This window comes from Anoxybacillus flavithermus (assembly GCF_002742685.1).
GTDB lineage: Bacteria > Bacillota > Bacilli > Bacillales > Anoxybacillaceae > Anoxybacillus > Anoxybacillus flavithermus_E.
In genome coordinates, this window is record NZ_PEDM01000001.1 from 57,551 (window position 1) to 76,610 (window position 19,060).

20 protein-coding genes are annotated in these 19,060 nt (G+C 42.3%); all 20 read right to left on the reverse strand.

The window, feature by feature from the left end; genetic code table 11:
* Window positions 1-6 precede the first annotated feature (6 nt).
* A complete protein-coding gene (gene fliJ / locus CS060_RS00310) occupies window positions 7-450 on the reverse strand; it encodes a flagellar export protein FliJ (RefSeq protein WP_035047061.1) in 444 nt (147 codons plus the stop codon).
* A gap of 7 nt (window positions 451-457) precedes the next feature.
* Window positions 458-1,771, reverse strand: coding sequence for a flagellar protein export ATPase FliI (gene fliI, locus CS060_RS00315; protein WP_035047063.1), 1,314 nt, complete (start codon window positions 1,769-1,771; stop codon window positions 458-460).
* Window positions 1,768-2,547, reverse strand: coding sequence for a flagellar assembly protein FliH (fliH, locus tag CS060_RS00320; RefSeq protein ID WP_035047065.1), 780 nt, complete (start codon window positions 2,545-2,547; stop codon window positions 1,768-1,770). Before fliH ends, fliI begins: the two co-directional genes overlap by 4 nt.
* The gene (gene fliG / locus CS060_RS00325; RefSeq protein WP_006323055.1) at window positions 2,531-3,541 is read right to left on the reverse strand and encodes a flagellar motor switch protein FliG; all 1,011 of its coding nucleotides are present in this window, start codon (window positions 3,539-3,541) and stop codon (window positions 2,531-2,533) included. The genes fliH and fliG overlap by 17 nt, the downstream gene beginning before the upstream one ends.
* A gap of 13 nt (window positions 3,542-3,554) precedes the next feature.
* Entirely contained in the window at window positions 3,555-5,141 is a 1,587-nt protein-coding gene (gene fliF, locus CS060_RS00330; RefSeq protein ID WP_099668574.1) for a flagellar basal-body MS-ring/collar protein FliF, read from the reverse strand.
* A gap of 29 nt (window positions 5,142-5,170) precedes the next feature.
* Window positions 5,171-5,464, reverse strand: coding sequence for a flagellar hook-basal body complex protein FliE (fliE, locus tag CS060_RS00335; protein ID WP_035047067.1), 294 nt, complete (start codon window positions 5,462-5,464; stop codon window positions 5,171-5,173).
* 12 nt (window positions 5,465-5,476) lie between these two features.
* The gene (gene flgC, locus CS060_RS00340) at window positions 5,477-5,914 is read right to left on the reverse strand and encodes a flagellar basal body rod protein FlgC (protein ID WP_035047069.1); all 438 of its coding nucleotides are present in this window, start codon (window positions 5,912-5,914) and stop codon (window positions 5,477-5,479) included.
* 3 nt (window positions 5,915-5,917) lie between these two features.
* Window positions 5,918-6,298 (reverse strand): flagellar basal body rod protein FlgB, encoded by a 381-nt coding sequence (flgB, locus tag CS060_RS00345; RefSeq protein ID WP_032099727.1) that lies wholly within the window; start codon window positions 6,296-6,298, stop codon window positions 5,918-5,920.
* Window positions 6,299-6,439: 141 nt separating this feature from the next.
* On the reverse strand, window positions 6,440-7,219 hold the full coding sequence (codY, locus tag CS060_RS00350; protein ID WP_035047072.1) for a GTP-sensing pleiotropic transcriptional regulator CodY: 780 nt from the start codon (window positions 7,217-7,219) through the stop codon (window positions 6,440-6,442).
* Between the two features lie 12 nt (window positions 7,220-7,231).
* Window positions 7,232-8,614 (reverse strand): ATP-dependent protease ATPase subunit HslU, encoded by a 1,383-nt coding sequence (gene hslU, locus CS060_RS00355; protein ID WP_099668575.1) that lies wholly within the window; start codon window positions 8,612-8,614, stop codon window positions 7,232-7,234.
* Window positions 8,615-8,629: 15 nt separating this feature from the next.
* Window positions 8,630-9,172 carry an ATP-dependent protease subunit HslV gene (gene hslV / locus CS060_RS00360; protein WP_035047074.1) on the reverse strand — a complete coding sequence of 181 codons (543 nt, stop codon included), beginning with the start codon at window positions 9,170-9,172 and terminating at the stop codon, window positions 8,630-8,632.
* 14 nt (window positions 9,173-9,186) lie between these two features.
* On the reverse strand, window positions 9,187-10,089 hold the full coding sequence (xerC, locus tag CS060_RS00365; RefSeq protein ID WP_035047077.1) for a tyrosine recombinase XerC: 903 nt from the start codon (window positions 10,087-10,089) through the stop codon (window positions 9,187-9,189).
* A 60-nt stretch (window positions 10,090-10,149) separates the two neighbouring features.
* Window positions 10,150-11,448, reverse strand: coding sequence for an FADH(2)-oxidizing methylenetetrahydrofolate--tRNA-(uracil(54)-C(5))-methyltransferase TrmFO (trmFO, locus tag CS060_RS00370; RefSeq protein ID WP_099668576.1), 1,299 nt, complete (start codon window positions 11,446-11,448; stop codon window positions 10,150-10,152).
* Between the two features lie 45 nt (window positions 11,449-11,493).
* Window positions 11,494-13,563: a type I DNA topoisomerase gene (gene topA / locus CS060_RS00375; protein ID WP_099668577.1), complete on the reverse strand. Its 2,070-nt coding sequence runs from the start codon at window positions 13,561-13,563 to the stop codon at window positions 11,494-11,496.
* A gap of 104 nt (window positions 13,564-13,667) precedes the next feature.
* A complete protein-coding gene (dprA, locus tag CS060_RS00380; protein WP_035047081.1) occupies window positions 13,668-14,555 on the reverse strand; it encodes a DNA-processing protein DprA in 888 nt (295 codons plus the stop codon).
* 61 nt (window positions 14,556-14,616) lie between these two features.
* On the reverse strand, window positions 14,617-15,519 hold the full coding sequence (sucD, locus tag CS060_RS00385; protein WP_035047083.1) for a succinate--CoA ligase subunit alpha: 903 nt from the start codon (window positions 15,517-15,519) through the stop codon (window positions 14,617-14,619).
* Between the two features lie 19 nt (window positions 15,520-15,538).
* A complete protein-coding gene (gene sucC / locus CS060_RS00390) occupies window positions 15,539-16,699 on the reverse strand; it encodes an ADP-forming succinate--CoA ligase subunit beta (protein WP_035047085.1) in 1,161 nt (386 codons plus the stop codon).
* 121 nt (window positions 16,700-16,820) lie between these two features.
* On the reverse strand, window positions 16,821-17,084 hold the full coding sequence (locus CS060_RS00395) for an EscU/YscU/HrcU family type III secretion system export apparatus switch protein (protein WP_006323029.1): 264 nt from the start codon (window positions 17,082-17,084) through the stop codon (window positions 16,821-16,823).
* Entirely contained in the window at window positions 17,081-18,247 is a 1,167-nt protein-coding gene (locus CS060_RS00400) for a TP0910 N-terminal domain-containing protein (RefSeq protein ID WP_035047086.1), read from the reverse strand. Before CS060_RS00400 ends, CS060_RS00395 begins: the two co-directional genes overlap by 4 nt.
* A 1-nt stretch (window position 18,248) precedes the next feature.
* Complete coding sequence (gene rnhB, locus CS060_RS00405) at window positions 18,249-19,028, reverse strand: ribonuclease HII (protein ID WP_180271028.1); 780 nt, start codon at window positions 19,026-19,028, stop codon at window positions 18,249-18,251.
* Between the last annotated feature and the right edge of the window lie 32 nt (window positions 19,029-19,060).

Sequence of the window (19,060 nt, forward strand, 5' to 3'; positions counted from 1 at the left end):
TGACGCTCACCTTGTTTCTCGATAACAATATTGTTGAATTGAAATATCATCCATTTGCTTTTGTTCTGTAATTCGCATTTGTTGTGCCATCATTTCATCATGCTTTTCTTTTATTTTCTCATATTTTTTCACTTCTACATTCAATTCAACTAACTTTCGTTGTTTCAACTCCATTTGTTGACGGGCTTGCATAACAAGATGCTGATAGTGATCGATGACACGCTGCAAATTGTTCATAAATTGCTGAAACGAACGAATATGTTGAATCGCTAGCCCCGACTGTAATTGTTGTTTATGTTGTTCTTCGTACTCTTCTTTTTGTTTTAAAAAGTGGTATAGTTTTTCCGCCACTTCTTCAAATCGATGGCGCGCTTCTTCATATTCGTGCAGCGCTTTTTGTTTTTCATGTTCTTTTAAGTTTAAAATTTTTTTTAATTGAAATGGTGTCATTGTTTACTCACCCTTGTTCAATAAGTTGAAACAACTGTTGAACACTTTCGTTTATTGTGTACGATTCATGAACATCTTGTTTTAAAAACGAAATAATTTTTGGATAATAACGAATCGCTTCGTCGATTTCACGTGACGATCCTCGTTTATAAGCACCGATTTGAATTAAATCTTCTGATTGAATATATGTCGCCAACAACTCGCGCAATCTTTCTGCCACTTTTCGATGTTCTGGCGTCACAATGTAGTTCATGACGCGGCTGACGCTTTTTAATACGTTAATCGCTGGATATTGACCTTTATTTGCTAGTTGGCGTTCTAATACAAAATGACCATCTAAAATGCCCCTTACTGTATCAGCGATCGGTTCATTCATATCATCACCGTCAACGAGCACCGTATAAAAAGCAGTAATCGTTCCGTGCTCATTCGTCCCCGTTCGCTCAAGCAATTTCGGTAAAATGGCAAAAACAGAAGGTGTATATCCTTTCGTTGTCGGTGGCTCACCGACCGCTAATCCGACTTCACGTTGCGCCATCGCCACACGGGTGACCGAGTCCATCATAAACATGACGTTTAGTCCCTGATCACGAAAATATTCCGCAATGGCTGTTGCTGTATATGCCCCTTTAATGCGCATGAGAGCTGGCTGATCAGATGTCGCGACAACGACGATAGAGCGTTTTAATCCTTCGGGACCGAGATCGCGTTCAATAAACTCGCGCACTTCGCGTCCGCGTTCGCCGATGAGTGCGATAACGTTTAAATCCGCATTTGTATTGCGGGCAATCATCCCCATTAACGTACTTTTCCCAACGCCCGAGCCAGCAAAAATGCCGACACGTTGTCCTTTCCCTACCGTTAATAAACTGTCAATCATTTTTACCCCGACTTCAATTGGTTCTGAAATGGGAGGACGCGTCATTGGATTTGGCGGTTGACGGTCGATTGGAACGGCCGTCAATCCTTTCGGAAGCGGTTGATCGTCAAGTGGCGCTCCTAATGCATCAATGACACGCCCGACAAGCGCTGAACCGACTTTCATTTCAAGTGGCGCTCCCGTTGCTTCTACAATGCAACCCGGAGCAATGTCTTGAACGGTTGCATAAGGCATTAAAAGTACATATTCGTCGCGGAAACCGACGACTTCCGCTTGAATTTTTTTCTTCTTTTTATGACCGATATGAATGTAACACACATCGCCAATCGAGCTTTCTGGTCCTTTTGCTTCGATCATCAAACCGATGACGCGTGTGACTTTGCCAAATCGTTTATATGGGTCGAGCAACTCAATTTCATTGATGAGTGTTTGCCAGTTCATCCGCTTGCCCCCTCGATCCGCTCAAGCAATTGTAGCTTCAATTGCTCGAGCTGCGTATCAACGCTTGCATCAATGCGCCCAAACGGTGTTTCGACAATACAACTTGTTTCAGCTAATGTTTCATCTGGATAAATAAATAAATGAATGTCTTGACTAAATAATGCTTTTAACTCATCTTTTTGGCGAACAACGACATCGTAGTACGTTGGATGCACGTACATTTTTACTTCTTCATGTTCACGAACTTCTTTAATTACTTGTTTCACAAGCCCAAGAAAATGTTCCTTATTTTCATCAAGACGCTCACCGATAATTCGCTCCGCTACTTTGCACGCGACAAGTAAAATTGTTTCATCAGCTGATTCAAGTATATGATAAAACTGCTCATTAGCTGATTGTACGATTTTCTTCGCCTCACGAATCGCCTCCATATATTGCTGAAATCCTTCTTGGCGCCCTTGCTCCAAACCGATCTCATATCCTTCTTGACGCGCTTCGTTTATCCATTCACTTCGTTGTTCTTCCCATTGTCTTTGCTCTTCAGCAATTTGTTGTTGAACAGATGCGTAGTACATGTCCGCTTCTTGACGAATGTGTGCGGCTTGCTGTTCTGCCTGCTCGATGATCATCTGCACATGCTGTATCGTCGTTTCATCATGTGGCTCATGCTCTTCTTGCTGCATATCAGGCATCAATTTTTTTACTTCGATGACTGCTCGTTGCTCGGTACACGTCCGAGCAAATGGGGCTTTAATGATTTTAGACAATAATATCATCTCCTCCGCCACGAGCGACGACAATTTCACCCGCTTCTTCGAGACGACGAATCACTGCGACAATACGCGATTGCGCTTCTTCTACGTCGCGAAGACGAACAGGACCCATAAATTCCATTTCTTCTTTGAACGTTTCCGCCATACGAGAAGACATGTTGCGGAATACAACTTCTTTCACTTCATCGCTAGATACTTTCAACGCAAGCAACAAGTCGGCATTGTCCACTTCGCGAATAACACGTTGAATGGCGCGATTATCAAGCGTAACAATATCTTCAAAGACAAACATACGCTTTTTAATTTCTTCTGCTAATTCTGGGTCTTGAATTTCAAGCGCGTCTAAAATCGTTCGTTCAGTTGCCCGATCGACACCATTTAACACTTCGACAACAGCTTCAATACCACCTGTTTGCGTGTAATCTTGTACAACCGTTGTCGACAGCTTCCGCTCGAGCACTTGTTCAACTTCATTAATCATTTCTGGTGAGGTACGATCCATCAAAGCGATGCGACGAGCAACGTCCGCTTGCATTTCTTGTGGCAGCGCTGATAAAATTTGACCGGCTTGCGTTGGTTCTAAATACGACAATACAAGTGCAATCGTTTGCGGATGTTCATTTTGCAAAAAGTTTAAAATTTGCGCCGGATCCGCCTTGCGTGCGAAATCAAACGGACGCACTTGCAGCGCAGACGTGAGACGATTAATAATGTTCATCGCCTGCTCTGGTCCAAGTGCTTTTTCAAGCACTTGTTTCGCATAAGCAATACCGCCTTGTGAAATGTAATCTTGCGCTAACGCAATTTGATGAAACTCTTCTAAAATCGTTTCTTTTTTCTCGGCATCCACTTGGCGAACGTTTGAAATTTCGAGCGTCAATTTTTCAATTTCTTCTTCAGACAAATGTTTATATACAGATGCTGAAACGTCTGGTCCTAATGAAATGAGGAGAATGGCCGCTTTTTGTTTTCCTGTTAATTCGCCTTTTTTCGCCATACGATCCCCCCCCTTATTCCTCTGCAAGCCATGTTCGTAGTAATTTCGCAAACTCTTCTGGCTTTTCTTTTGCGAGCTTTTCAAGCTGCTTGCGGCGCAACGTTGCTTCTGTTTCCACTTCTTCGTTTACATCTGGAATTTGTACTGCCACTTGTTCTTCTTGTAATGACAGTTCGTCCATTTCTTCTTTTTTCCGTTTGCGCAACCATAAAAAGACGATGAGCGCAAGGAGCACAACAAGCACACCGCCACCTGCAATATATGCCCATGTCGGAATAGTTGATGTTTGTTCGTTAAACTGCACTTTTCCGTTAAACGGCTGCACAGAAACGACGACGCGGTTTTGTAAATCAGCATCCGTCCATTGTCCAGCAATGTCTTTATCGACTGACGTCCGCACAATCGTTCCTAAAATTTTTGTAATATCATCAACCGTTTGAGCAGGAATTGAGTTTGGATCGTTCGGTTTTGGTGGCTCAACCATGACTTGAATACCTAAGTCTTTCACTTTATAAGGACTTGCAACAATCTCTCTTTTTATTCTATTAACCTCGTTATTAATTGTTTCCTCAATTCGCTCATAATCCCCGTTTGTCTCGCCATTTGTTCCTTGATAGCCCGGTACAGCGTTTTCTCCTGTTCCTGTCGTACCACCTGGTTGAGCACCTTTGCCGGAGAACGTCTCCGTAATTCGCTGTACACTTACAGCGATGCCTTCCATATTTTCTTTATCTACTGGCTCAACAAGCTCTTCTTGGCGATTTTCTTGCGTAAAATCCACGTCTGCTGTCACAGAAACGACGACTTTATCTTGTCCAATCATCGTTCCTAACATTTGTTGAACGCGGCGTTGAATGTCGCGTTCAATTTGTTGTTTTATTTCATACTGTTCAGCAAATGTTTTGCCGGACGAAAAATTTTCTTCATTTTTTAAGTCAAAGTACTCAAAATATTGATTCATAATGACGATATTTTCAGTAGGAAGGTTCGGCACGCTTTTGGAAACAAGGTGATATAGTGATTTAATTTGCTGCTCATTAAATTTATATCCCGCTTTTGTTTTCAAAACGATAGATGCGGATGCCTCTTCCTGTTGGTCACCAACAAAGATTGTCGGTTGGGGTAGATTAATCATCACTTTCGCATCTTCTACCCCGTCGATACTTTTTATTAAATTGGCGAGCTCTGTTTGCATCGCCTCAATTTTCAACACGTTAAATTCATTATCCGTCATCCCGAAACCAGCGTTTTTCCCAAAAAACGAATAATCAATACTTCCGCTATCCGGAATGCCTTCTGCAGCTAATTCCACTTTTAATGTGTTGACAAGCTGTTCAGGCACTAAAATCGTCGTTCCGTTATCGGTAATTTGCGACTTAATTCCCCGTTGATCAAGCGTCGCTTTAATTTGCCCGGCTTCTTGCGGCGATAAATTGCTGTAGAGAGGAACAAAATTCGTTCGCGTCGCAAAAAAAGCGGTAAGCGCAACGGCAACGATCAACAGCCCAACAAGTCCTAAAGCCATCACTTTTTGCTGTTTTGTTCTCTCGCTCCAAAACAATTTCAATCGTTCTATCGCTTGTTTTAATCGCTCGTTCATATGCTTCCTCCGCTATCTCTTGAGGTCCATTATACTTGCATTCTCATCACTTCTTGATATGCCTCAATGACTTTATTGCGCACTTCAATTGCTAATTGAAGCGAAACGCTTGCTTTTTGTGAAGCAATCATCACATTGTGCAAATCAACGTTTTCTCCTTTTGCTAGCTTCGTTGTCAACTGGTCTGATGCGATTTGTTGTTTATTGACTTCATCAATCGCTTCTTTTAAAAATTGTGAAAAAGCCCGTTGCACTTCAGCTGGTTTTGCCGCTTGCGGCTGTACCGTTGGCGATAAAGCTGCACGTTGAATGCGATCAATCATCCCTTACCCCTCCTATTTTCCGATTTCTAACGCCTTCATTAACATCCCTTTCGTCGCATTTAACACGGTCACGTTCGCTTCGTACGAGCGTGTAGCGCTCATTAAATCGACCATTTCTTTTAATGGATCAACGTTCGGCAATTGTACATATCCGTTTTCATCTGCATCCGGATGAGACGGGTCATATACAAGTTTAAATGGTGTTTGATCCTCAACGATTTTCGTTACTTTTACTCCACCTGATGAGCGCTCGTTCATTGCTTGATTCAAGAAGGAAGAAAACGATTCGTTCGGCTGCATCACAACCATTTTACGACGATATGGCTGCCACTTCCCATCGACCATTTTCGCTCGTGTCGTATCGACATTCGCCATATTCGCTGAAATGACATCCATGCGCAACCGCTGAGCAGTTAACGCAGAGGCAGACACATTGAAACTTTGAAACATGTATTATTTTCCTCCCTTAATGACCGTTTTCAAAGAGTTAAACTTCCCGTTTAATCGTTCAACTAAAGCATTATAATAAATTTGGTTTTGCGCTAAATCCGACATTTCTTTATCTAAATCGACATTGTTGTTATTATGATTGTAAACGAGATCGTTTTTAGTTGTCACGAAAAATTTGTTTGTACTTCCTTTGAACTCAAAATGGCGTGGATCGGTACGATACGCTTGTAACGCTTGCTGAAATTCGGTACGAAACTGAACATCTTTTGCTTGAAAGTTTGGTGTATCGACATTCGCAATATTGTTTGCGATTACTTTTTGTTTCAACGATGAATAATTTAATCCTTGTTCTAGTATTTGGAATGTATTTGAAAACAATTTCACGACATATTCCTCCCCATTGAGACACCGTTCGACACCTTTATTGTAAAAAATTATTTACATAATGTATATAGGGAACATTGGACTATTTTTCACATACTTTAGCAAAAGAGGCATCTTTACGAGAAAGATGCCTTCTTGTTTTTAATGGTGTTTTAATTTCTCGAGCTCAGTTAAAAACTTATCGTTTAATACTTTAATGTACGTTCCTTTCATGCCAAGCGAACGGGATTCGATGACCCCGGCACTTTCTAGTTTGCGAAGCGCATTGACAATGACTGAGCGTGTAATCCCGACGCGGTCAGCAATTTTACTTGCCACAAGCAAGCCTTCTGTCCCATCTAACTCTTCAAAAATATGTTCGATGGCCTCTAATTCACTATATGAAAGCGAGCTGATCGCCATTTGAACGACTGCTTTACTGCGCGCTTCTTCTTCAATTTCTTCCGCTTTTTCTCGTAAAATTTCCATTCCGACAACTGTCGCTCCGTATTCAGCTAAAATTAAATCGTCATCATGAAACTCTTTATCTAAGCGAGATAAAATGAGCGTTCCTAATCGCTCACCACCACCGATAATCGGCACAATCGTCGTCAAACCATTTTTAAATAAGTCTTTATTTTCAATTGGAAATGCCGTATACTCACTATTAATATCAAGGTTTGGTGATGTTTCTGTAATATTAAATAAATTTTTCGTATACTCTTCTGGGAATTGACGATCCGCTAACATTTTTTTCATTCGTTCATTTTCAATCGTTTGTTTAATCGCAAAACCGAGCAATTTTCCACGACGGCTGACGACGAAGACGTTCGCCTCGATGACCTCGCAGAGCGTTTCTGCCATCTCTTTAAAGTTCACAGGCTTTCCAGCGGCGTTTTGTAACATCGCATTAATTTTTCTCGTTTTTTCAAGTAAATTCATATCGCATCCTCCTTATAAAATAAACTCGCTTAAATCTTTATTTCGTACAATGTTTCCTAGTTTCTTCTCGACGTATTGTGGGGTGATAACAACTTTTTCTAAATGAACATCTGGTGCTTCATACAATAAATCTTCTAACAATTTTTCCATAATCGTATGAAGACGACGTGCACCAATGTTATCTGTTTGTTGATTCACTTCAAAAGCGACTTCCGCAATTTTACGAATAGCATCGTCAGAAAATTCAAGTTGTATACCTTCTGTCGCAAGTAAAGCAACATATTGTTTCAAAAGCGCATTATTCGGTTCAACTAATATTTTGACGAAATCATCGACGGTGAGCTTCGTCAGTTCCACGCGAATCGGAAAACGCCCTTGCAATTCTGGAATTAAGTCGGACGGTTTCGCCATATGAAACGCCCCAGCAGCAATAAATAAAATATAGTCTGTTTTGACTGGTCCATATTTCGTCATGACGGTTGAACCTTCAACAATCGGCAAAATGTCACGTTGCACACCTTCACGAGAAACATCAGCTGATGAACCAACCTGCCCTTTTCGAGCAATTTTATCAATTTCATCAATAAAAATGATGCCAGATTGTTCCGCTAGACGAATCGCTTCTTGTGTCACTTCGTCCATATCAATGAGTTTTTGTGCTTCTTCGTTTGTCAGTACATGACGAGCTTCTTTTACTTTTAATTTTCGTTTTTTTCGCTTTTTCGGCATAAAACTACTGAGCATATCTTGCATGTTGACGCCCATTTGTTCCATGCCTGCGCCTTGGAATAAGTCAAACATGAGCGGTTGTTGCTCTTCGATTTCAACCGTCACGATTTCATCTTCTAACTGCCCATTTGCCAATTGCCAAGCGATTTGTCTTCGTTTTTCGGCAAGTTGTTGATCGTCACTTACGTTCGTCGTTTGTTGTTCGGCTGCACCACCAAACAAAAGTTCAAACGGATTTTTCATCGGTTGTTTTGTTTTCCCTGGTACAAGCAGTTCAACAAGCCTTTTGTTTGCTAATTGCTCTGCTTGTTCTTTTACTTCGTTCATTTTTTTCTCTTTTACGATGCGCACAGACGTTTCAACAAGATCGCGTACCATTGACTCAACGTCACGTCCAACATAACCGACTTCCGTAAATTTCGTCGCCTCTACTTTTACGAATGGAGCACCAACAAGTTTCGCTAATCGCCGAGCAATTTCGGTTTTTCCGACACCTGTTGGTCCAATCATTAAAATATTTTTCGGCACGACTTCATCGCGTAACTTTTCATCTAATAAACTGCGACGATAACGATTTCTTAGCGCAATCGCCACCGCTTTTTTCGCTTCATGCTGACCGACGATAAATTGATCAAGCTTTTCAACAATTTGTTTTGGTGTTAACATGCCGCTCCCCTCCCTCTACAGCTCTTCGACAATAATGCAATCGTTTGTGTACACACAAATGTCGCTCGCTACTTTCAATGCTGCTTGTGCAATTTGCTTTGCTGTTAAATGTTCACCCGCATACGTTTTTAACGCTCTACCAGCCGCTAGCGCATAGTTGCCACCTGAACCGATTGCTAAAATGCCATCATCTGGCTCAATGACTTCACCCGTTCCAGAAATGAGCAGTAAATGCGTGGCATCCATGACGATTAACATCGCTTCTAACCGCCGCAACACTTTGTCGCTTCGCCATTCTTTCGCTAACTCCACCGCTGCACGCTGTAAATTCCCATTATATTCCTCTAACTTTCCTTCAAACATTTCAAATAGTGTAAATGCATCCGCTACTGCTCCTGCAAAACCAGCTAACACTTTGCCATGAAAAAGTTTACGAATTTTTCGGGCTGTATGTTTCATCACTACGGCATTGCCAAATGTCACTTGACCATCGCCCGCCATCGCTCCTTTTCCTTGATGGCGAATAGCAAATATCGTCGTCGCATGAAATTGACTCATAAACATCCTCCTTTTTATGCACGCGGATGGGAATGTAAATAAACATAACGCAAATGATCTTTCGTTACATGTGTATACACTTGCGTTGATGAAAGATGCGCATGACCTAACAATTCTTGCACAGAACGTAAATCAGCACCCTCATTTAATAAATGCGTCGCAAACGTATGGCGAAACACATGAGGACTTACTTTTAAAGAAAGTGCCGCTCGTTCGACCATTTCATTTAAAATGTGGCGCACACCTCTTGGCGTCAACGCTCCACCGCGCGCATTTAAAAAAAGTATATCAGTCGGTGTCTTCGCTTTACTTGCTAGTTGCTGACGTCCGTCTTGTATATATCGTTCAAGCGCTTCTTTTGCATACGTACCAAACGGGACATATCGCTGTTTATTTCCTTTTCCATAAATTAAAATCGTACATACAGAAAAATCAATGTGTGATAAACGAATGTTACAACATTCACTTACACGAATACCTGTTGCGTATAATAGTTCGATGAGCGCTTGGTTTCGTTGACCGATCGCTGTATTTAAATCATTGACAACAAACAGCTGTTCTAATTCATCTGGATACAAAAAATGTGGAATTTTCTGTTCTTTTTTCGGCAACGATGCAAGCGCAAATGGATTTTCTGAAACGATTTTTTCTCGCAACAAAAACTTATAAAAGCTACGCAAACTCGACATTTTCCGGGCAATCGAACGGCTTGATTGCTTTCGTTGATGAAGCTCTGTTAAAAACAAACGGACGTCGCTATAAGATACTTGTTGCAATGTTGCAATTTGTTCGCGCTCCATAAATTCAAAAAATTCACCAATATCATGCTTATAACACGCAATTGTATATTCTGAATAATTTTTTTCTATTTGTAAATATTCAATGAACAAATTTAACGTAAAATTCACATTTTCCATTCGATCACCCCATAAGAGCTACTAAATAGTAGCATAATTTAGTAGCTCTTGCAATGAATTTTACAACTTTTTTAAAAAATTCTGAATCGTTTCTAATGCCCGTTGTGCATACCGTTCATTTTTTATCTTTTTGTCTTTAATCGTCTCATCAAGCGGAGCGAAAAGGCCAAAGTTTGCATTCATCGGTTGAAAATGTTTCGGATTCGCTGATGTAATATAGTGCGCCATGCTGCCGATTGCTGTTTCTTGCGGAAACACAACAAGTTCTTTTCCAAGCACATAATGCGCGGCGTTAATCCCTGCCACAAGTCCTGATGCGGCTGACTCAACATATCCTTCGACACCGGTCATTTGTCCTGCAAAAAATAAATCTTCTCTTTCCTTATATTGATACGTTGATTTTAATAGTTTCGGCGAATTAATGAACGTATTGCGGTGCATAACACCGTAGCGGACAATTTCAGCTTGTTCAAGTCCAGGGATGAGCCGAATGACTTCTTTTTGTGCGCCCCATTTTAAATGTGTTTGAAAACCGACAATATTGTACAACGTTCCAGCGGCATCATCTTGACGAAGCTGCACAACCGCAAAAGGACGTTTACCTGTACGCGGATCTTCTAAGCCAACGGGTTTCATTGGACCAAACAGCAACGTCTTTTTCCCACGTCGTGCCATCACCTCAATCGGCATACATCCTTCAAAATAAATTTCTTTTTCAAACTCTTTTAAAGGAACGGTTTCAGCAGAAATGAGCGCATCATAAAACCGCTCAAATTCCTCTTCTGTCATCGGACAGTTAATATACGCCGCTTCGCCTTTGTCATAGCGAGATTTGATATACACTTTTTCCATATCGATACTTTCTTTTTCGACAATTGGTGCTGCGGCATCGTAAAAATATAAATATTCTTCCCCTGTTAACGCTTGAAGTTGCGCGGAAAGGGGCTGCGATGTTAACGGACCTGTCGCAATAATCGTCGGACCGGTTGGGATTGTTGTTACTTCTTCGCGCACAACGGTCACATTCGGATGATTCGCTACCATTTCTGTTACTTTGGCAGCAAATTCATGACGGTCAACAGCTAAAGCTCCACCAGCTGGCACGGAACAAGAGTCCGCTGCTTTCATAATGACAGAATCTAATCGGCGCATTTCTTCTTTCAACACACCAACCGCATTCGTTAACGTATTCGCCCGTAGCGAGTTACTGCACACAAGCTCAGCAAATTTGTCTGTATGATGAGCTGGCGTTTGTTTGACCGGACGCATTTCATACAATTTTACACGAATGCCGCGCTTGGCAAGTTGCCATGCAGCTTCACTTCCTGCCAATCCTGCTCCAATTACTGTTACTTCCATTGATATTCCCTCCTCGATAAAATGGGTGAGGGTATGCGCCTCACCTTACTGTTGTTCGTTATATTCACATTGCGTACATTGAATGTGCACGCTCTTTTTCCCTTTTTTCTCAACAAGCATGCCGCCGCATTTTGGGCATGGGCGACTGATCGGTTTATCCCACGAAACGAAATCACATGTTGGAAAACGATCGCATCCATAAAACATGCGCTTCTTTTTGCTTTTTCGTTCCACGATGTTTCCTTCGTGACAGCGTGGACATTTCACACCGATGTCTTTGACGATCGCTTTTGTATGGCGACATTGTGGGAAGTTCGAACAAGCGATAAACTTTCCAAATCGCCCCATTTTATATACCATCGGACTTCCGCATACTTCGCAATCGATATGAGCTGATTCATCGGCTATTTCAACTTTTTCCATTTCAACCTCAGCAATTTTTAGCCGTTTTTCAAACTCGCGATAAAATTCATCGATGATGCGCACCCATTCGACTTTTCCTTCTTCGATGTCGTCTAAATTTTTTTCCATTTTAGCTGTAAATTCGACATCTAAAATTTCCGGAAAAAATTGCATGATTAAATCAAGCACAATTTCACCGAGTTCGGTTGGAACGAATCGCTTATTTTCAAGCGCCACGTAATTGCGCTTTTGAATCGTATCAAGCGTTGGCGCATATGTCGATGGGCGACCGATGCCGAGCTCTTCTAACGTTTTCACAAGGCGAGCTTCCGTATAACGTGGTGGAGGCTGCGTAAAATGTTGTTTTCCTTCGATATCTTTACTAAACACGCGCTCTCCTTCGGCGAAATCTGGCAATAGTCGCTGTTGTTCATCTTTCGGATCATCCGTTCCTTCGACATACACTTTCATAAAGCCCGGAAACTTGACTGTCGAACCTGTCGCGCGAAAGACGACTGAGCCGTTTGAAAGCTCGACCGCGACCGTATCGAGCACAGCGGGCGCCATTTGGCTCGCGATAAAGCGCTCCCAAATCAGTTTGTATAGCTGATATTGATCGCGTGTCACATACGGTTTAATTGCGCTAGGATGACGCCAAACGGACGTTGGTCGAATCGCTTCGTGTGCATCTTGCGCATTCGCTTTTTGTTTTTCTTTTCTTTTTTCTGTTGCTACATATGATGTACCGAACGTCTGTTCAATATACTGCATCGCCTCTTGTTTGGCGCTTTCTGATACGCGCGTCGAGTCTGTACGCATATATGTAATTAAACCGACCGTTCCTTCGCTTCCAAGGTCAATTCCTTCGTATAGTTGTTGGGCAACCATCATCGTTTTTTTCGTGCGGAAATTCAACTTCCGTGCCGCCTCTTGTTGTAATGACGACGTAATAAACGGGGCAACGGGATTGCGCTTACGCTCTTTTTTCGTTACCGCTGTGACGACAAATTCATTGCCTTCCACATGGTTTAACACATGTTGAACGTCTTGTTCCGTCTTTAAATCGAACGTTTCGTTATCTAGGCGGTAAAATTGCGCTTCAAATGTGTCATTGCCCTTTGTAAACGTCCCTTGAATCGTCCAATATTCTTCAGGTTGAAACGATTGAATTTCTTTTTCTCGATCAATAATTAAGCGAAGCGCAACAGATTGCACCCGCCCTGCGCTTAACCCTTTTTTTACTTTTTTCCAAAGCAATGGGCTAATGTTGTAGCCGACAAGGCGATCAAGCACACGTCGCGCTTGTTGAGCGTGAACTAAATGCATATTAATAGCACGAGGCTGTTCAAACGACTGTTTAATCGCATCTTTCGTAATTTCGTTAAATACAACGCGACATGGAGAGTCGGTATTTAAATCAAGCAAATGTGCTAAATGCCAAGCGATCGCTTCCCCTTCGCGATCCGGGTCGGCAGCAAGAAATACTTTTTTTGCTTTTTTTGCAGCTGCCTTTAATTCTTTAATCACGGAGCCTTTTCCACGAATCGTAATATACTTCGGTTCATAATCGTTTTGTATATCAACGCCCATTTGACTTTTTGGCAAATCGCGCACATGCCCCATCGATGCTTTTACTTTATACTTTTTTCCTAAGTATCTTTCAATCGTTTTCGCCTTTGCTGGCGACTCTACAATGACTAAGTAGTCTGACATCATTTTGTCCTCCCTTAAGAGGTAATTCGTAAAGTAAAATCTTCATTATTATTAATGATGATTCGTTCATTTGTCAAACATCATTTTTCGATTTTTTCTTTCGCTCATGTAAAAAGATGTCGAAATTCCTCTTCGATATCGTCGCTTGACAATATTAATTTCGCTCCTTGTTGAATTAATCGATTCGTCCCAAGCGCTTCTTTTGTTGTGATGTCACCAGGAATCGCAAACACTTCTCTGCCTTGTTGGAGCGCAAAATGAGCAGTAATAAGAGAACCGCTTCGCTCTTTCGCCTGTACGACAACCGTGCCAACAGACAAACCGCTAATGATGCGATTGCGCATCGGAAAATGCCACGTTTGTGGGCGAACAAACGGTGGATATTCTGAAATAATTAATTGCGTTGTCGCTAATTGTCGAAATAATGATTCATTTTCACGTGGGTACATATAGCGCAATCCGCCCGCAATGACCGCAATCGTTTCACCACAATGTTGCAAACATAAGCGATGCGCTTCGGCGTCGATGCCTTTGGCTAACCCGCTCACCACGACCCAGCCGTTTTGAATAAGCGGCGGAAGTACGATGCTCATCGCTGTCACCCCTTGGCGAGTCGGTGTTCTTGTTCCAACGACGCTAATCATTTTTTTTCGCTTAAGCAACGCCACATTGCCTTTCGCATATAGTACCCACGGTGGATCATATATATGTTTGAGCCACTCCGGATAGCCATCATCCTTTATTGTTACAATATGAATGTTTTGTTCCTCATATGTTTTTATCATACGTTTCAACTTGTGACAATGCAAATCGTGGAAAAAAGCAGTGAAATGTTTTTGGGGGATCGGAAGTAATCGTTGGAGTTGATGTGACGAAAGATGAAAAATGGAGGCTAGTGATGGGTCAACATGAAGCAGTCGTGCGATACTTTTCCATCCAATCCCACGGCAATGATGTAAATGAATGAGTCGTTCGCGAGTTGTATCGTACACCCGTACCCCTCCTTTTTTATAAAAATCGCCCTAAGGTTCGTTCCTTAGGACGATTGGACGATTAATGCGTTTTACATTTTTCGTATAAGCCACGCTCTTTTAGTACAGAAATGAGCGTCTCGCCGATCACTGCTGGCGTCTCCGCAACTTTAATGCCGCATGCTGTCATCGTTTTAATTTTTTCTGCTGCTGTTCCTTTTCCGCCAGAGATGATCGCACCGGCATGTCCCATGCGTTTTCCTGGAGGAGCAGTTTGGCCACCGATAAAGCCAACAACCGGTTTTGTCATGTTCGCTTTGACCCATTCAGCTGCTTCTTCTTCCGCTGTTCCACCAATTTCACCGATCATAATGACGGCATATGTGTCTTCATCTTCATTAAACGCTTTTAGTACGTCGATGAAGTTTGTGCCGTTGACTGGGTCACCGCCGATACCAACTGCTGTTGATTGACCGATGCCCGCTTGCGTTAATTGATGTACCGCTTCATACGTTAACGTACCAGAACGCGAAACGATGCCGACATGCCCTTTTTTATGAATATAGCCTGGCATAATACCGATTTTACATTCTTCTGGCGTGATGATGCCAGGGCAGTTCGGACCGATGAGGCGCGTTTTCTTTCCTTCCATATAGCGCTTCACTTTCACCATATCTAATACAGGAATGCCTTCTGTAATACAAACAACTAAGTCGATTTCTGCATCGACAGCTTCCATAATGGCATCTGCCGCAAATGCCGGCGGAACATAGATGACAGAAGCGTTCGCTCCTGTTTTTTCAACCGCTTCAGACACCGTATCAAACACAGGCACACCTTCTACTTCTGTACCACCTTTTCCTGGGGTCACTCCACCAACGATGTTTGTACCGTATTCGATCATTTGTTTTGTATGGAACAATCCTTGTGAACCTGTAATTCCTTGCACGATTACTTTCGTCTCTTTATTAACAAAAACGCTCACGTTTCTCCCATCCCTTCTATTAGCTTACTAGCGAAACGATTTTTTGCGCGCCGTCTGCCATCGATTCAGCGGCTGTAATGTTTAGTCCAGACTCTTCTAAAATCTTTTTCCCTAATTCGACGTTCGTTCCTTCTAAACGAACGACAAGCGGAAGGTTTAAGCCAACTTGTTTTGTCGCTTCAACAATGCCGTTTGCGATGACGTCGCATTTCATAATGCCACCGAAAATATTAACGAAAATGCCTTTTACTTTCGAGTCAGATAAAATGATTTTAAATGCTTCCGTTACTTTTTCTGTTGTCGCACCGCCACCGACATCTAAAAAGTTCGCTGGTTCGCCGCCATAATATTTAATAATGTCCATTGTAGCCATCGCTAAGCCCGCACCGTTTACCATGCAGCCGATGTTTCCGTCAAGAGAAATGTAGTTTAAATCATATTTTGATGCTTCAATTTCTTTTGGATCTTCTTCATCTAAATCGCGGTATTCTAAAATGTCTTTATGACGATATAGCGCGTTAGAATCAAAGTTGAGCTTTGCATCAAGCGCCATGACTTTTCCGTCGCCTGTCACAACGAGCGGGTTAATTTCAGCGATCGAGCAGTCTTTTTCGACGAATACTTGATATAAGCCTAACATAAATTTGACCGCTTGATTGACAAGCTCTTTCGGAATGTTGATATTAAACGCCATGCGACGCGCTTGAAACGCTTGTAAGCCGACAGCTGGGTCGATGTACTCTTTAAAAATTTTCTCTGGCGTTTTTGCTGCGACTTCTTCAATTTCTGTTCCGCCTTCTTCTGAGCCCATTAAAACGACGCGGGACGTCGCACGATCCACAACAAGCCCGATGTAATATTCTTTTTTAATGTCGCATCCTTCTTCGATTAAAAGACGCTTTACTTCTTTTCCTTCTGGACCTGTTTGATGTGTGACAAGCACTTCCCCTAACAGCTCACTCGCATATGTACGAACTTCTTCTAAACTTTTTGCGACTTTTACTCCCCCTGCTTTTCCGCGACCGCCGGCATGAATTTGCGCTTTCACGACACAAACGCTACTGCCGAGCTCTTTCGCCGCCTCAACCGCTTCTTCAACCGTGAACGCCACACGGCCATTCGGCACGCTCACTCCGTAGCTTCTGAGGATCTCTTTTCCTTGATACTCATGAATATTCATACCCCATCCTCCTATGTATAAAAATAAAAGTACTAGCGCTTTCATTGTATAATGATACTTTGTCAGTTGTCTACCATTTAGACAGAAAATTCTTTAACAAGAGAAAAAGCAGCGATCGTTGTCATCGCCCCTCCACCTTTTTTTCGACTTGATAAATAAATGCAAATACTTCAGCAACAACTTTGTACAGTTCTTCTGGAATCGTTTCGTTTAATTGTAATTGACCGAGCATCGTCGCGAGCGTTTCATCTTCATAAATGGGGACGTCGTATTGTTTCGCGCGTTCAATGATGCGATCAGCCACAGCTCCTTCTCCTTTTGCTACAACGACAGGGGCAATATGTTGTTCGTCGTACGATAAAGCAACGGCGCGCTTTCGTTTCATATGCGATAATCGACTCCTTTATAAGAAAATGGTTCAACAAGTAAACGGTCACTTCGCTTGTTCATCGGCGTTTTAACGGAAATAGAAGAAAGCGTGTAGCCATGTTCAGCAAGCTTCTCCTTTAGTGACGGCTCAAGGGCGGACGCATACAGTTCCACACGAGGCGTGTCATTGATGATCGAAATATGAACGATACGTTGTTGAATATGAACGTCTACAATCGTTTCTTTTAACGTCGCAAGCGTCAAATAAAATAAAATGCGGCAATAGTCTGTATCCATTTTTCCGTTTTCTCGTTGTTTTCCGCGCCATTGAATTGTCACATCTGTTGTATGCGTCCCGATGAATAGCGGAAATTGAGTAAATATATGTTGGAGCGAATCGTTGTTTGTTGATAACAACTGATATGCTTTCACTCGATCAAGTAATGAGATAATCTCCGCTCTTAACTCACCTGGCGCTTCTTCTGCTGCTGTTTGCAATAAAACGAGCCATTCATCTTGTTGTTTCATCGTCTCTTCAAGCAGTTGTTGAATATGTTCAGGCGAAAAAGAAGAAAGCGTCGGCATATGGCGCAAATAAGAAGAAAGTTTTGCTAACGTTCCTTTCGGGTGAAAGCGATCGATCATCATCGCCAGCGTGAGTTGTTGTTCATATAGCGGTCGATCATCTTGCAAAGCAACGAACGCACGAAATATATCATCACGAAGCGGCAAATCGTGCATAAACAGCCATTTGATTGCTTGCGCTTCTTTTTCTCCTCCTGTTTGCAACCATTGTCGAATGAGGGACATGTCATGTTTTTTAAATGTAAAAGATTCATCCATCATCCAACGAACGAGCGCCTTCGTTCGTTCATTCATCGGTAAACGAAAATAACGGCTGACGCTTTCTTCATCTGTCAGCTTTGCTGTATGTTGCAATATTTTTAGCTCAAGCGGAGATGTTTTTTGTACGTGAAACGTATATGCGCCACCTTCTTTGACAGGCGATTGCAGTTCGGCTGTCAGCGTATGACTGCCGATCCGAACGAGCGCTGTTCGATCTTCGTTTATTTTTTCGATTTTTCCATAAATGATGTCACCAACTTGGAGCGTCGGTGCCTTGGGTAAACGTATCGTTTGTGCATCTTGAAATAACGTGCGCAACCATTGAACGTTCATCTCATTCCCCTCGCTTTAATCGCTCGCGAATCGGGGCAAACGAACGACGATGTTCTTCAATGACACCATATCGTTCAATCGCTTGGATATGCGCTTTCGTTCCGTATCCCATATGTTTCTCAAATCCATATTGCGGATATTTCTCACCTAGCTGTTTCATCATTCGATCGCGCGTCACTTTCGCTATAATGGAGCTTGCCGCAATGGATGCACTATGCGCATCTCCTTTAATGATCGATGTTTGCGGAATCGATAGCGGAATGGGCATCGCATCAATAAGCAAATGTTCAGGAGCGATCGCAAGCGCTTGGACGGCTTGCACCATCGCTTTTTTCGTCGCTTCGTAAATGTTTAGCTCGTCAATTTCACGGGCGCTCACTATGCCGATGCCAATCGCAAGCGCCGTTTGCTGAATGACAGAAAACAATTGCTCTCGCTTCGTTTCCGATAGTTTTTTCGAATCGTCCAAATGAGGTAAAAAAACGTCTTTCGGCAAAATGACCGCAGCGGCAACAACTGGGCCAGCGAGCGGACCGCGTCCCACTTCATCTACGCCAGCGATGTAGCGCACGCCTTTTTCATATAGCGCCTGCTCATATTGCAACATATGCGAAAAACGTTCCCGTTCGCGTTTTTCTGTTTCTTTTTGTTTATACCATTGTTGAACGAGGCGTTGGACGCCTTTTCGTTCATCATACAAAAGTTGTTGAAACCATTCATCCGTTTCATCGTGAATCGTTTGTAGTCTTTTTTTTATTTCCTGTATATTCACCGTCATCACTCCTTACCCTTTATATCGACAAATAAACAAAA

Excerpts from the sequence above, each read along its gene's own strand:
- xerC (WP_035047077.1), bottom strand. The coding sequence starts at position 10,089 with ATGGAAAATGTGAATTTTACGTTAAATTTGTTCATTGAATATTTACAA.
- fliG (WP_006323055.1), bottom strand. The coding sequence starts at position 3,541 with ATGGCGAAAAAAGGCGAATTAACAGGAAAACAAAAAGCGGCCATTCTC.
- fliF (WP_099668574.1), bottom strand. The coding sequence starts at position 5,141 with ATGAACGAGCGATTAAAACAAGCGATAGAACGATTGAAATTGTTTTGG.
- fliJ (WP_035047061.1), bottom strand. The coding sequence starts at position 450 with ATGACACCATTTCAATTAAAAAAAATTTTAAACTTAAAAGAACATGAA.
- sucC (WP_035047085.1), bottom strand. The coding sequence starts at position 16,699 with ATGAATATTCATGAGTATCAAGGAAAAGAGATCCTCAGAAGCTACGGA.
- CS060_RS00395 (WP_006323029.1), bottom strand. The coding sequence starts at position 17,084 with ATGAAACGAAAGCGCGCCGTTGCTTTATCGTACGACGAACAACATATT.
- CS060_RS00400 (WP_035047086.1), bottom strand. The coding sequence starts at position 18,247 with ATGAACGTTCAATGGTTGCGCACGTTATTTCAAGATGCACAAACGATA.
- trmFO (WP_099668576.1), bottom strand. The coding sequence starts at position 11,448 with ATGGAAGTAACAGTAATTGGAGCAGGATTGGCAGGAAGTGAAGCTGCA.
- fliI (WP_035047063.1), bottom strand. The coding sequence starts at position 1,771 with ATGAACTGGCAAACACTCATCAATGAAATTGAGTTGCTCGACCCATAT.
- hslU (WP_099668575.1), bottom strand. The coding sequence starts at position 8,614 with ATGTTAACACCAAAACAAATTGTTGAAAAGCTTGATCAATTTATCGTC.
- fliH (WP_035047065.1), bottom strand. The coding sequence starts at position 2,547 with ATGATATTATTGTCTAAAATCATTAAAGCCCCATTTGCTCGGACGTGT.
- flgC (WP_035047069.1), bottom strand. The coding sequence starts at position 5,914 with ATGTTTCAAAGTTTCAATGTGTCTGCCTCTGCGTTAACTGCTCAGCGG.
- hslV (WP_035047074.1), bottom strand. The coding sequence starts at position 9,172 with ATGAGTCAATTTCATGCGACGACGATATTTGCTATTCGCCATCAAGGA.
- codY (WP_035047072.1), bottom strand. The coding sequence starts at position 7,219 with ATGAATTTACTTGAAAAAACGAGAAAAATTAATGCGATGTTACAAAAC.
- fliE (WP_035047067.1), bottom strand. The coding sequence starts at position 5,464 with ATGATTGATCGCATTCAACGTGCAGCTTTATCGCCAACGGTACAGCCG.
- topA (WP_099668577.1), bottom strand. The coding sequence starts at position 13,563 with ATGTCAGACTACTTAGTCATTGTAGAGTCGCCAGCAAAGGCGAAAACG.